The sequence below is a fragment of the Vibrio sp. BS-M-Sm-2 genome, assembly GCF_041504345.1.
In the GTDB taxonomy this organism is placed as follows: Bacteria; Pseudomonadota; Gammaproteobacteria; order Enterobacterales; family Vibrionaceae; genus Vibrio; species Vibrio satsumensis.
Map to the genome: position 1 here is coordinate 2,291,605 of NZ_CP167894.1, position 13,327 is coordinate 2,304,931.

Here is a 13,327-nt window from a genome sequence, read left to right on the forward strand (position 1 = left end):
ATGACCGCAGTACTCAAACCTAAAGATGAGAATGTTGTGTGGCATCAACACTCGATTGATAAAACATTTCGCGCGGATCTGAAATCACAAAAGCCAGCCGTGCTCTGGTTCACGGGGTTGTCTGGTTCTGGTAAATCGACAGTCGCTGGAGCATTAGAAAATCGCTTGGCACAGCTTGGTTACCATACTTACTTATTGGATGGTGACAATGTGCGTCATGGCTTATGTAGCGACCTTGGCTTCTCTGAACAAGATCGTCGAGAGAATATTCGTCGTATTGGCGAGCTTGCTAAATTGATGGCAGATGCAGGCTTAATTGTGCTGTCTGCTTTTATTTCTCCACATCAAGCGGAACGACAACTTGTGCGAGATTTATTACCTGAAGGCGAGTTTCTTGAGGTGTTCGTTAATACGCCATTAGAGGTTTGCGAACAGCGTGACCCTAAAGGTTTGTATAAGAAAGCACGTGCGGGAGAAATTCTTAACTTCACAGGGATTAGTTCGACTTACGAAGCGCCAGAGAACCCTGAGATTGATCTACCAGCAGGAGAGAAGACGATCGATGAATTGGTAGAGTTGTGTATTGATGCGTTGGAGAAGCGAAATATTTTAGCCAATTGAGATCGTTGGTATGACTAAGGCTGCCAACTTGCTTATCGTTTTATTCATGACTGATAAGTAGTGCAGCCTTGGTTTACCGAGACAAGAAACCTACCTTTTAGATTCTCTTTATTCTTCTCAATACACTTCACTTTTTACACCGTCTATTTTTTACACCGTCGATTGTCTAGACGGTGTAATTCACGCTGCTTTTTACTTCTGTCTGAACCGTGAATTTTTGGCTTAATAGCGCAATCAATTGGTCGTAATACTGCGTGTTTGGCTTGTTGCCAAGTAAGGTACAAAGCTCATTACCTGTTGGGCTGAATCGGTAGTAAACCAGCTTCACCCCTTTTGATAACGGTGCCAGTGACATACTCTTACCTTGATAGGTTAGGTGCAGAGCTGGATCGAAATCAATTTCTCCAGACTCTAACTCAGTGCCCAGAATGATACCGAGTTCAATCAAATGGAGCAGACTAGAGTAGGGAAGGTTATGCCCACCAAGGTTGATGGTGTTGGTGGTGTCCCTTTTGCCAAAACTAAATAGTCCTGCGTGAGATTTGAAGCCGAGTAAGAGCTTTCTGCTGTTATCGCTACCAAAGCTACAACCCAGTGATGCAGCTCTTTGTAGGGTCAGTGCTTCCTTTGGCGTCATGTCTTTTAAGATCTGAAGCGCCTTCATCGACGTCGAGCCTGGGTTAGTGACCTCTCGTTTCAGTACTTGAGCCCATAGCCTTTGCATCGATGTATTGTGGATCTCTTGTGCCATATCGAAAAAGCGGTACAGCCAGTCCTGATCCGGGTCTCCAGCCGCTTCATCCTTACATGAAGAGTGCGCCAACTTTAGAATCTGTTCTAGGTTCTTTTGGCGAAGCTCTCTACGTTTTTTCTCTCGCAATAGTGCCCGTTCGATAAGGGTACTCTCACCTCTATCGTTTGGCTTTGCATTGTGACTAATTAAAGAATCGAGGCCGAAGCTTTGTGCGATGTGCAGCATTCTGCTGGCACTGTCGGCAATATGAGGCTTTTTCTCATGCTTGTGCTGTGTATCGCTAGCATGCTCGATGATCACTGGCTGTTTGGTTTCTGACATAAGAGTACCCTAAGGAAACGACTTAACTGTCTAAAATGTAACTCTTTATCTTATTGGTGGCTAGATTTTGCGTGCAGAGTTGAAGGTTTCAACAAAATTTTACTGTTGCTAATGATAATAAAATGTTAAATTTGTTGTAGTTCTCAAGGAGGAGTTATGAATCAAGTCAATGATAACAAGCTGAAGAAACAGCTTTGTATAGGGTTATTACTCGCGACTTATGTCGCTGTGCTAGCTTACTTATCTAATTACATTGCGTAATTCAGAAGAAAATTATCGTTATTAAACTGTTATTGAATGATATCACTCGTTCAGTGACGGCAGCTCATCCTTGAGCCACCCTTCTAATGACTACATGTCGTCATATTCTTCAATCGCAGTACCTTCAATAAGATAACCGGTTTGCGCTAAGTCATGGCTGATCGACTCAGTTTTCAGCGTACCGACTAAATAAATCACATCCCATAACTGCTGTATTGGTGCACCTTTCGGGAACTTCACGTAGATGATTTGGTTCGGTGGTGGCGGTGGTACGTGGATACATGCGCCAAAGTAGGGTACTAGCAGAAACTCAGTGATCATATTCTCATCACCTTCCAATGGAATCACAAAACCAGGAATCTTTACTGTGCTGCCATTCAGTTCTGGGCGAACAGCACCAAGTGTCGATTGTTGAGGTTTGTCCATACTATTGTGGTCAACCATCGGCATGCCAAATGAATCTAGTTGAGCACGCTCTGATTCTGGAATCAAATCAATCCAATCAAGTGTTAACACCGATTCGTCGTTCTGAGTGGTTTCAGCGTGAGCTGTGCTGATAAATGGGAACAGAAGTAGCCCAAATATCAGGAGGAATTTGCGTTGCATCGTAGGTTCCTATTTTAGATTCGAATGGTCATGCCATCAGATAATGACTGACGGTAAGCCCTGAAAGCGGGAATAAAGCCGATAATGATTCCGGCAACTTGCACCAACATAAGCAGTTTCCACTCATGAGGTGTGATTGCGGATATCGATATGTTGATACCATAACTTTGTTGCACAATAGGAGCAACCACTGCGATCAGAGCAAACAACACCGCAACACCTAATGTAATGCCAAGGAAGGTTAGCGCACTGGCTTCACTGATCAGTAAACCAAACACATGACGAGGTCTGGCACCCATCGCACGCAGAATGGCCATCTCTCGACGTCTTTCTTGCAAGCTAGTGAGTAGACTACTCAGCATCCCTAGCAGTCCCGCGACTACAACAAACCCTGAAACAATCAGCAGTGCTTGCTCTGCCACTGCCATCATTCCCCACAATTCGTGAAGTGCAATGCCCGGCATAATGGCGCTCAAAGGTTCTTGGCGGTAGTTATTGATTTCTCGTTGCAGTGCGAAGGTTTGGATCTTCGAGTTAAGGCCAATCATCATCGCGGTAATCTGCTTTGGTTGGAAGTCACGTTGCTTTAGCGCTTCAGCATCCGGTGTGTGCCCGAGGTTAGCTCCCGATTCCCAACCAACGTGAATCGCTTCAATGGCCTCTAACGAAACATGCACCGTTTTATCTACTGGTGTGCCGGTTGGCGCGAGTATTCCGACAATGGTGAAGGGCAGATTGTCGTGGCGACTGAAGGCGACATCACTGATACCGTGCGCCAGAATGATGTGATCACCAATCTTGTAATCTAACTTCTTCGCGACATCGGCACCAATCACGACATCAAATAGCTGATTAAACTCTTTACCTTGCTGAAAAGTAAGTGGTTGCTTACTTCCATAGCGATAATTCTCGAAGTAGCTATGGTTAGTGCCCATTACGCGGAAGCCTTTATGTGAATCACCCAATGAGATTGGGATCGCCCACTTTACAGCGTTGTGCTGGCTAAATTCTTCATAGCTTTTCCAGTCGATGTTGTTGGTCGCATTACCGATTCGAAATACGGAATAAAGCAGCAGGTTTACCTGACCTGAGCGGCCACCGACGATAAGGTCAGTACCTGAAATCGTATTCGCAAAGCTGCTCTTAGCTTCGGTTCTTACACGTTCCACACCGAGCAAGAGAATCACTGACACCGCCACGGTGAGAATAGTCAGAATGGCTGTGGCTTTACGGTTGAGTACGCTTTTTAAGGCTAAGTGAGTAATTACTTTCATACGACAACCTTAGCTTGGTTAACGGTTTTTAAATCTATGGTTCGAGTGAACAGTTTTTCTAGTGTTGGATCGTGACTAACAAAGATCAAGGTAGAACCCGCCTGATTCGCTTGTTCTAGCAACAGTTCGATAAAGGCTTCTCGGTTGTCATGATCCAGAGCTGATGTCGGTTCGTCGGCAATAATGATTTTGGGTTGGCCGATCAAAGCACGAGCGGCAGCAACACGTTGTTGTTGACCAATACTCAACTCGGTAACGGGCTTGTCCATGAGAGCTTGAGGTAGCTTTAATCTGAGCAACAACTCTTGAGCGGTGGCTTGCAGGCTGTTCTGACTTTTAGTGACTTGCTGCTTACGAATCTTAGAAAACTGACAAGGAAGCGTCACGTTGTCGATGACTGACAAGTAAGGAAGCAGGTTAAATTGTTGGAATATATAACCAATATGATCGGCTCTGAATTTGTCTCTCTGGCGAGGTGTTAGCTGTGTGAGATCTTGGCCAAGGATAGATACTTCGCCTTGTTCAGCTTGGTTGATTCCGGTCAGTAACCCTAACAATGTTGATTTCCCGCAACCACTAGGCCCTTTGATGAAAAGGTGCTCTTGGGCTTGGATATGCAGTGAGGTGATCTCTAGCGTTGGGGGCAATTCAGGCTTCCAACGAAAGCTGATATTTTCGAGTTTGACCACAAGTGATGAACTGTCAAAAGACATATTAGCTCCAATAATTAAAGCGGTGTCTCTACTGGACAGTTATCAGAATAATAAATTCCCAGAGCACACCGGTTTGTACAGCCAAGTAAGTGAACACTTACTTGGCTGCTTATCTACGTTTAATTCAATCTAATACTAATTAGAATCGAAAACTAATACGATCTGCGTTAAGCACTTCTTGAATTTGAGCACTGTCAGTTAGCAGGTTTACAGTCATTGATTTTGTGTTGCTGAACTTAGAGAACCACTGAGTATTCACGGTATCCAGTTTTTCAATGTCAGAACATTGGTAGTGGTACTCGACAGTGAACTCACCGTGGCCGCCTTCTGAGTGGTCATGGCCTTCGTGGTCATCATGATCGTGCTCAGCATGGTCATGGCCTTTGTGGTCGTCATGATCGTGTTCTGCGTGGTCATGGCCTTTGTGGTCATCATGATCGTGTTCTGCGTGGTCATGGCTTTTGTGGTCATCATGATCGTGTTCTGCGTGGTCATGGCCTTTGTGGTCGTCATGATCGTGCTCTGCGTGGTCATGGCCTTTGTGGTCGTTATGATCGTGTTCTGCATGGTCATGGCCTTCATGGTTATCATGATCGCCTTCCAAGGTGTTAGTCACTGACTTGAACTTCAGAGTACAACTTGCATTATTGAAACCAAATAGATCTTCTGGCTTGTTTAATTGCGCGATAGCTTGTTCAAACACTTTCTTTTGCTCAGCCGTTTCTGGAGCATGCTCAAAGCCAACCACATCAGCACCGGGTGCTGTCACTTCAACAAGTAGCTCTTGTCCATCTTGAGCGATGTTCACTTCAACTTTACCGTGCACGTGTGCTTCGTGAGAGCGGAATTCTTCGTTAGCTAGAACACTAGCAGAGACAGTCATGCCGATAACAACGGCTAAGATAGTAGGTTTCATGTTTTTTTCCTGAATAAAGGTTAATTAAAAAGTAGTGGTAATTAAGCGATATTTACAGGAGGTGAGCGTGCCAAATAAGCGAAATATAGGCGTTGTAACGAAATAACTGACTCTGTGATAGCGACAGTAAATTCCGAATGGAACTCTGGGATCTGTGGAAGTGAGTGTGCCGTAATAAACTGATTTATCGAAAACAGCTCACAATGGTGTGAGGTGTGGTGTTCTGGTGCGATATCTACTATGTGCGTTGCGGCTAACACGCTTAACATGAGCATAAGCCCAAGCAAGAAGCCTGTTTTGCGTTTCACATTGTTAGGTGTTTTTTGCCACATCAGGATGATTAACCACAGAATTAAAAAAGGATACTGTTATAATATAACAATATCCTTTGGTTAGGTCTCGAAAAAGACGCGAATATCTTATTAAAGACTCGCTTTAATCAATTCAATGACTTGAGTGACTTCTGCTTCGTTTAATGCACCTTCTTTAACAAACAAGATTTTACCTTGCTTGTCTTGAACGATAATCGCTGAGCTTTCTTCTTTCAGAGCCCAAGATGACGCAACGGCGCCGTCTTCATCTAGAACCATAGAAGACCATGGAAACTCTTCTTTGCTACTTTCTGCTGACGATTTAACAAAAGAACCCGTACCCCAGATAGCATCATCTTGGTTGATGATGGTGGTGGTTTGGTAGCTGTCTTCTGAGAACTTCGAGGCGGTAATGGCGGCCATCAATGGTGCGTTTAGCTCTTTAGAGCTGCTGCGACCTGCAATAGCTTGAACGACACGAACTTTACCTAGGAGATTGTTGGTTGCCCAAGCTTGATATCCGGTGTTTCCGTCGTTTAGTACGATTTCACCATAACTGCTAACATCGACAGCAGGCAGAGTTGCACCTACAGATAGGTTGTGAGCATTGGCGAAGAGTGGAGAGGCTGCGGCTAAAAAAGCCAGTAGAGTTTTGTTTTTCATTATATTTTTGTTCCGCTTATTGGTTTGCACAGGAAGTATAATATGAAATTTGAAAAATGCCTCTTTAACTTTTTTATCGTACGGCGTGGAAAGAAGTTGCAGGCTTGTTACCGAAAGGTATAATGCATCAATATCGAGATGAACAATAGATTATCTTGCTGTTTGCTAAAGGAATTAGCGATTAAATCTGCTTTGAATAGTGATGCTGTTCAGGTATGTGACTGTAGTACTCAAATGGAATTGAGGTTGTATTATGTTAAGAAAGTTTTCTACTTACCGTCCACATCAAGTGGCGCGTTTCGTTAAAGTCCTGTTCAAAGGCCAATTTGCTATTGAAGGTGTTGGGGAGTTTCGCTTCGACCAAGGCAAGGTGCTTCTTCCTGAAGTTTCAGACAAACAAAAGCTCACTATTTTTAAAGAAGTTAACGGTACTATTGCAGCGTTGCCGGTGTAACTGCGCTTTATCGATTTGTTTACACCGAATAGATTAACAATGAAAAGGGCTTCTTAATGGAAGCCCTTTTTTAATGCGTGTCGTTCTCGCTGGTATGTCGAGCTGTACTTTATTGTGGAGGGAAGCAGACACCGGTGCCACCCAACCCGCAATACCCATTTGGATTTTTAGCTAGGTATTGCTGGTGGTAGGTTTCTGCGAAAAAATATTTTCCAGCAGGCAGAACTTCCGTCGTGATCTCGTTGCCTAAAGATTCAGTTATTGCTCGTTGATATTCACGTTTAGAGTGCTCAGCGATAGATTGTTGTTCTTCACTGAAGGTGTAAATCGCGGAACGGTATTGAGTCCCTAAATCGTTGCCTTGGCGCATTCCTTGAGTTGGGTCATGACGCTCCCAAAAGGTTTCAAGTATTCGAGCTAGAGAGGTTTGTTCACTATCAAATATGACACGAACGACTTCGGTATGGCCGGTTTGCCCAGTACATACTTGTTCATAAGTGGGGTTAGCTGTGTATCCGCCAGCGTAACCAACGGATGTTGAAATAACGCCATCCAATTGCCAAAACAAACGCTCAGCTCCCCAGAAGCATCCCATACCAAACAGGACTTCTTGTTGAGAGCCCGTAGGCGTATCGAGCAGGTCGGTTTGGTTAACGAAATGGCGCTCAGTGATTCGAATTGGGTCAGCATTTCCCGGTAGTGCGGTTGCTGCAGAAACCAGTTGTTGTTTGTTTAGCATGTTATATTCCTTTTCGCATACGTTTACCGCGCTGGCTTTTATTTACTGTGGGTTCATATTAACGGTTGGTCAAGATTGAATAAGTCTTTAAATTAGACCGTGTTATTCCAGGATTTATTACAGACTCAATGCTTTTTTAGCGGTATTATTTCTTTTCACTTATTAACGTATTGATAACTTCTTCACCCATTAAACATGATAAGAAAAACTTTACCAGTTCTGATTGGCACTCTACTGTCATCGACGCTCGCTTTCGCTGATGTTTCCCTTGAAATTAAAGGGCTGGATGGAGCGCTTGAGGATAATGTTGATGCTTATCTTAGTGCGATCCCTGAAGAAGAGTATTCGGTTTCATTAAGGTTCCAGTCTCGCTTGGAATCTATGATAAAAGAAGCCCTGAATGCGTTAGGCTACTACCAACCTATTATCACGTTTACTCACTCCGAAGATGATACCGAGTTGACCGTTACGGTTGAGGCGGGAGAGCCTGTTGTTATCTATACTTCCGATATCGTTCTGACTGGTGAAGCCAAAGATGATCCAGACTTTTTAGCCTTGATTGCCAAGAGTAAGTTGTCCAAAGGTTCGATTTTGAATCATGGTAATTATGACTCTTTGAAATCGTCGATACGCAACCTTGGCTTAGCGAAAGGCTATTTCGATGGGGCATATGCTCTCAGTAAGCTAGAAGTCGCCCCTGAATTAAACCGAGCTTATGTTCGTCTTCATTATAACAGTGGTATACGCTACCACTTTGGTACCACTCAGGTTACTGGTAGCCAGATTGAAGAAGATAAGGTGCAGTCACTCAAACCATTTGAGGATGGCGAACCTTACTCGATAACCAAAGTCGGTGAGTACAACCAAAACCTGTCCAATACGGATTGGTTTTCTTCTGTTTTTGTTGAACCTGATTTAAGCCAATTGGGCGAAGGCCGTGAAATTCCGATGAAGGTCAGCCTTGCTCCGCAAGCGCGTAACCAAATCGAAACAGGTATCGGTGTATCAACAGACCTTGGTGTAAAAGGCACCCTAAAATGGAAGAAACCTTGGGTTAACGAGAAAGGTCATAGCTTTAATAGTAGCCTGTCGATCTCCAAGCCCGAGCAGACGATTACCGCGACTTATAAAATCCCATTGGATGACGTGCTTAATGACTACTATCAAATTAAGTACGGTATGAAGAATTTGGATAATCGAGATACCAAAAGTTTGGAGTCAAACTTAGCCTTAGAAAGATATTGGCGTCTGGATAATGGCTGGCAACGTACTGTATTTATTCGATACTTGGTCGAAAACTATGAACAAGGTTTGCAAGATGACTTAGCGCAATTCGTGTTGCCGGGTATCTCTTTCTCGCGAACTCGAACGCGTGGTGGGTCGATGCCGATGTGGGGCGATAAACAAACCATTATGGTTGAGGCTGCTGATGACACCTTATTATCGGAAACTAAGGTGGTGCGTTTTCAAGGGCAAACAGCATGGATTCGCAGCATTGGTAATAATCACCGCGGTTTAACTCGCCTTCAATTCGGCGGTAACTTTGCCGACGAGTTTGAAAAGCTGTCTCCCTCTCTAAGATTCTTTGCTGGTGGTGATAATAGCATTCGTGGTTATGGCTATGAGTCTATCTCTCCTCGAGATGAAAGTGGCGCACTAACCGGCGCAAAATACATGGCAACCAGCTCGTTTGAATACCAATACCGCTTAGTTGGAAACTGGTGGGGTGCTGCATTCTACGATATTGGTGATGCATTCAATGATAAGCCAGAGTGGAAGCACGGCACCGGTGTCGGGGTGCGTTGGGCCTCTCCTGTAGGTCCTGTGAGTTTAGACTTTGCTTGGGGCCTAGATGCGAAGAAAGGCGATGAGTTCCAACTGCACTTTAGTTTAGGGCCTGAATTATGATTAACGTTGTGGGTAAGTGCATAAAATGGACTTCGATTTCATTGACGTCTATTTTGCTATTGTTGATAGCCTTGCTCGGTTTTGTTTTGTTCACCAATCCGGGGTTGAACACCGTGCTGTGGGGCGCTGAAAAAGCATTGCCACAACTTAAAGTGGAAAGTACTAAAGGCGCTCTTTTTCCAAGCTTTACGCTTAATAATGTCCAGTTCAAAGATGATAGCCTTCATATCGATACTAAGGTTCAAAAGCTGAACTTGGCTATTAATCCACGCTGTCTGCTCGATCCTAAGCTGTGTGTCGATCGTTTAGCTATTCAAGGGTTGGACTTCGCATTTACTGAATTACCGCCAGCTTCTACAGAAGAAGCAGAGCCTACACCGCCCGTAACATCGGTGAAAACACCACTACCAATAGTGATCAACCGTATTGCTTTGTCTGATATCAAACTGAATATCTTGGGGCATGAAATTGAATGGAGCTTGTTCTCCACAGCTCTGAGTATGCAGGGTGAAAAGCTGACGGTATCGCCAACCTTGTTCAATGACCTCAAAGTTAAGCTTGCTGAGTCGACAAAAGAACCGCAAACCGAAAAGGTAGAGCCAGAATCAACCGTTAAAACAGCGATCGAGCTGCCTGAAGTCTGGATTCCTTTACAGGTTGTACTGGAGCGTTTTGACCTCAACCGTTTCACCTTAGAACAAGAAACCCCAATTGTAGTGAACCACCTTGGGCTAGAAGCTCGAGCAGGTAAACATACGGTAGATGTTTCCACTCTAGACCTCGATATGCCACAAGCAAGCGCTAATCTTGCGGCTAAGGTTGAGCTTAAAGGTGGTTACCCGTTAGATCTTTCTTTAGATGCTTTGGTGAAAGAAACCGACCTTGCTGGCCAGAAACTGTCGCTGAAGGCGCAAGGCAGCGTGGCTAAACTGCATCTAGATTCTCAGTTTTCTGAATCGATTGAGGCAAAACTGTCTGGGGATATTCAACCCCTAGAGCCAACTCTACCATTTGACCTTCTTTTAGAGGGAGGTAAAGCGCAATGGCCTCTTACCGGAAAAAGCGATTACCAAGCTGCAATTGATAAATTCAAAGCCAATGGCTCATTAGATGGTTTTAATGTGCAGCTCAAAGGCGAAGCTAATGGTAAGGATATTCCTGCGTTAGCCATCGACCTACAGGGTAAAGGTACCACTGAGCAGATTGAGCTCGAGCGTCTAAAGCTGAACACGCTAGGCGGTGAACTTAACGGTGTCGTTAAAGCGAACTGGAAGAGTCTCGTTAACTGGCAAGCTGACGTGACACTCAAAGATATTCAACCGGGCCTACAGTGGCCAGAAGCCGAGGGTAACATTAGCGGAAGCATAGTCACCTCGGGTGAGTTGACGGAAGCGGGCGGTTGGGCGATTGAGCTACCTAAGCTTGATATCGAGGGTATCTTGCGTGATTACCCGTTGGACATCGAAGGTCAGTTGTCAGCGTCGGATCGTAGTGCAAGTGGTGAGCCTAAACTGCAAACCAGCGGCTTGAGCTTGGCTCATGGTGTTAACTCGATTAAGGCACAGGGACAGCTTGATAAGCAATGGGATATGGGCGTTGATATTTACTTCCCTGAGCTGGTGAAAAGTGTTCCAGACTTGAAAGGACAAGTGATTGGTAACATCCAACTTAGCGGCCCCACGAAAGAGCCTGAAGTCGATCTTGCACTTAATGTTGATAAGGTCGATTGGAATAACGAAGCAACACTAGAATCCCTATCGCTTAATGGTTCGGTGGTTCCCCTACCATTGCCTGAAGCTCAAGCCGATCTTGTATTAAAAGCTAAGAACCTAACCTATCAAGATCAAAGCGTGGAAAGCATTGATCTTACGGTGAGTGGTGGCGAAAAGAAACACACAGTGACACTTGATGTGATATCCGACATCGTGTCGACTAGCTTGGCTATCTCTGGAGAATTGATTCAGAAGCCTTCTCTTATTTGGGATGGCTCGTTAGACAGAGTCAAAATCACCACTCAGCAGGGGCCTTGGGTATTAGACCAGCCTGTCGCGATAAAGGCGGATGTCGATAAGCAGTTTGCCGACGTTCAAGCTCACTGTTGGAAACAATCTAGTTCGAGTGTGTGTCTGGATGAGGATATCCGCGCCGGAAAATCAGGTGAGGCCAAGATTGCAATCAACCAGTTCGACTTCGAGCAGATCAAAGCCTTTGTTCCTAAAGAGACGCAACTGCAAGGTTTAGTGAATGTTAAAGCTCATGCCAAGTGGTCTGAACAAGGTGAGCCTGAGGTTACGGTAAGCGTTGATATGCCGAAAGGTCAGGTTGTTCAACAAGTTGGCGAGCCAATCACACTGGGTTGGGAAAGTGTTGCATTGAATGCCCAGCTAAAAGACAACAAACTGGATGCCGATTTTAATTTGGATGTTTCCGACAATGGTGATCTGTCTGGAACGGTGTCGCTACCGGATATTCTTGTCGAAGACAAAATGGTCGATGCTGCAATTAAGCTGACTACGTTCCACCTCGATTTCTTGCAACCAATCCTAGGTGAGTACAGCCTATTGAAAGCTGACCTTGAGAGTGTTCTTCAAGTTAAAGGCTCTTTGATGCACCCTCAAGTTTTTGGTCAGTTCTCGGTTGATGGTATTCAAGTCAAAGGCGATGTGACGCCTGTTGATGTGAAAGATGGCCGTATCGATCTCGACTTTGATGGTTATAGTGCAAAACTGGATGCGAATGTAGAAACGCCTGACGGTCATCTTGATATTGAGGGAACCGGAGATTGGCAAGATCTTAAAGCATGGCACTCTAACGTTAGAGTTTTTGCCGATGAGTTGATGGTTGATATCCCGCCGATGGTCAAGGTTAAGGTCGTACCTGATATGACTATTGATGTCACGCCCGAGCTGGCAAAAATTACGGGTGACATAGCACTACCATGGGGACGAATTGTGGTAGAAGACTTACCACCGTCAGCGGTTGGTGTGTCTTCCGATCAGGTGATATTGAACAAAGATCTTGAGCCTGAAAGTGAAGATACGATCCCATTCAATGTGATGACCAATATTAATATCTCCATTGGTGATGACTTTAAATTGTCTGCCTTCGGTCTTGAAGGCGACTTGGTTGGTAAGCTCAATGTAGCTCAAAAAGACCAAGGCCCATTCATCACTGGTGAAGTGAATATCGTCGATGGTACTTACCAATCATTCGGGCAAGACCTCTTGATCGAAGAGGGTAAAATTCTAATGAATGGTCCACCGGATCAGCCATATGTAGCCATTAATGCGATTCGTAACCCTGATAATACTCAGGATGATGTGACCGCAGGTATTCGAGTGACAGGCCCTGCGACAGAGCCGACCATCGAGATTTACTCTGATCCAGCGATGCCACAAGCGAACGCGCTGTCTTATATTTTGCGTGGCCAAGATATCGATGGTGAGTCGAGCGGTTCGATGACAACAACCTTGATCGGTTTGAGTTTGGCGAAGAGTGGTAAGGTTGTTGGCGAAATCGGCGAAGCCTTTGGTGTACAAGATTTACAACTGGATACAGCAGGCTCTGGGGATGACTCTCAGGTTACGGTAAGCGGCTATATTCTCCCAGGTTTACAGGTGAAATATGGTGTGGGTATCTTTAACTCGTTAGGCGAGTTTACCGTTCGTTATCGATTGATGCAGGATCTCTACGTTGAGGCAGTATCGGGTCTAGACAGTGCTGTGGATCTTCTCTATCAATTTGAATTTGAGTAACACTTTGAGCGGTGATTGATTAGCGGATGAC

Annotated in this window: 12 protein-coding genes; 4 read left to right on the forward strand and 8 right to left on the reverse strand. The window is 44.8% G+C overall.

Annotated features, from left to right (window positions below; translation table 11 throughout):
• The gene (cysC, locus tag AB8613_RS10490) at positions 1-621 is read left to right on the forward strand and encodes an adenylyl-sulfate kinase (RefSeq protein WP_146489834.1); all 621 of its coding nucleotides are present in this window, start codon (positions 1-3) and stop codon (positions 619-621) included.
• Positions 622-787: 166 nt separating this feature from the next.
• Here cysC and AB8613_RS10495 read toward each other — a convergent pair whose 3' ends face one another.
• The 7 genes from AB8613_RS10495 to AB8613_RS10525 all read right to left on the reverse strand — a co-directional run bounded on the left by AB8613_RS10495 (position 788) and on the right by AB8613_RS10525 (position 6,440).
• Entirely contained in the window at positions 788-1,696 is a 909-nt protein-coding gene (locus AB8613_RS10495) for a TIGR03899 family protein (protein WP_146489833.1), read from the reverse strand.
• A 351-nt stretch (positions 1,697-2,047) separates the two neighbouring features.
• Complete coding sequence (locus AB8613_RS10500; RefSeq protein ID WP_061019147.1) at positions 2,048-2,563, reverse strand: DUF3299 domain-containing protein; 516 nt, start codon at positions 2,561-2,563, stop codon at positions 2,048-2,050.
• A 14-nt stretch (positions 2,564-2,577) separates the two neighbouring features.
• Positions 2,578-3,837 (reverse strand): ABC transporter permease, encoded by a 1,260-nt coding sequence (locus tag AB8613_RS10505; RefSeq protein WP_146489832.1) that lies wholly within the window; start codon positions 3,835-3,837, stop codon positions 2,578-2,580.
• A complete protein-coding gene (locus AB8613_RS10510) occupies positions 3,834-4,550 on the reverse strand; it encodes an ABC transporter ATP-binding protein (RefSeq protein WP_146489831.1) in 717 nt (238 codons plus the stop codon). Before AB8613_RS10510 ends, AB8613_RS10505 begins: the two co-directional genes overlap by 4 nt.
• Before the next feature lie 139 nt (positions 4,551-4,689).
• Positions 4,690-5,466: a DUF2796 domain-containing protein gene (locus AB8613_RS10515; RefSeq protein ID WP_372383805.1), complete on the reverse strand. Its 777-nt coding sequence runs from the start codon at positions 5,464-5,466 to the stop codon at positions 4,690-4,692.
• A 41-nt stretch (positions 5,467-5,507) separates the two neighbouring features.
• A complete protein-coding gene (locus AB8613_RS10520; RefSeq protein WP_372383806.1) occupies positions 5,508-5,798 on the reverse strand; it encodes a DUF2607 family protein in 291 nt (96 codons plus the stop codon).
• A 90-nt stretch (positions 5,799-5,888) separates the two neighbouring features.
• Positions 5,889-6,440, reverse strand: coding sequence for a YtfJ family protein (locus tag AB8613_RS10525; protein WP_372383807.1), 552 nt, complete (start codon positions 6,438-6,440; stop codon positions 5,889-5,891).
• A 253-nt stretch (positions 6,441-6,693) separates the two neighbouring features.
• Here AB8613_RS10525 and AB8613_RS10530 point away from each other — a divergent pair, with 253 nt between their 5' ends.
• Positions 6,694-6,894: a DUF1107 family protein gene (locus AB8613_RS10530; protein ID WP_019821424.1), complete on the forward strand. Its 201-nt coding sequence runs from the start codon at positions 6,694-6,696 to the stop codon at positions 6,892-6,894.
• A 109-nt stretch (positions 6,895-7,003) separates the two neighbouring features.
• On the opposite strand, the gene msrA is transcribed toward AB8613_RS10530, so the two are convergent.
• A complete protein-coding gene (gene msrA / locus AB8613_RS10535; RefSeq protein WP_372383808.1) occupies positions 7,004-7,633 on the reverse strand; it encodes a peptide-methionine (S)-S-oxide reductase MsrA in 630 nt (209 codons plus the stop codon).
• 195 nt (positions 7,634-7,828) lie between these two features.
• Between msrA and AB8613_RS10540 the strand changes: the two genes are divergently transcribed.
• Both AB8613_RS10540 and AB8613_RS10545 read left to right on the forward strand, forming a co-directional pair.
• Complete coding sequence (locus tag AB8613_RS10540) at positions 7,829-9,541, forward strand: autotransporter assembly complex family protein (RefSeq protein WP_146489827.1); 1,713 nt, start codon at positions 7,829-7,831, stop codon at positions 9,539-9,541.
• The gene (locus tag AB8613_RS10545; RefSeq protein WP_285953137.1) at positions 9,538-13,296 is read left to right on the forward strand and encodes a translocation/assembly module TamB domain-containing protein; all 3,759 of its coding nucleotides are present in this window, start codon (positions 9,538-9,540) and stop codon (positions 13,294-13,296) included. The genes AB8613_RS10540 and AB8613_RS10545 overlap by 4 nt, the downstream gene beginning before the upstream one ends.
• The last annotated feature ends 31 nt before the right edge of the window (positions 13,297-13,327 follow it).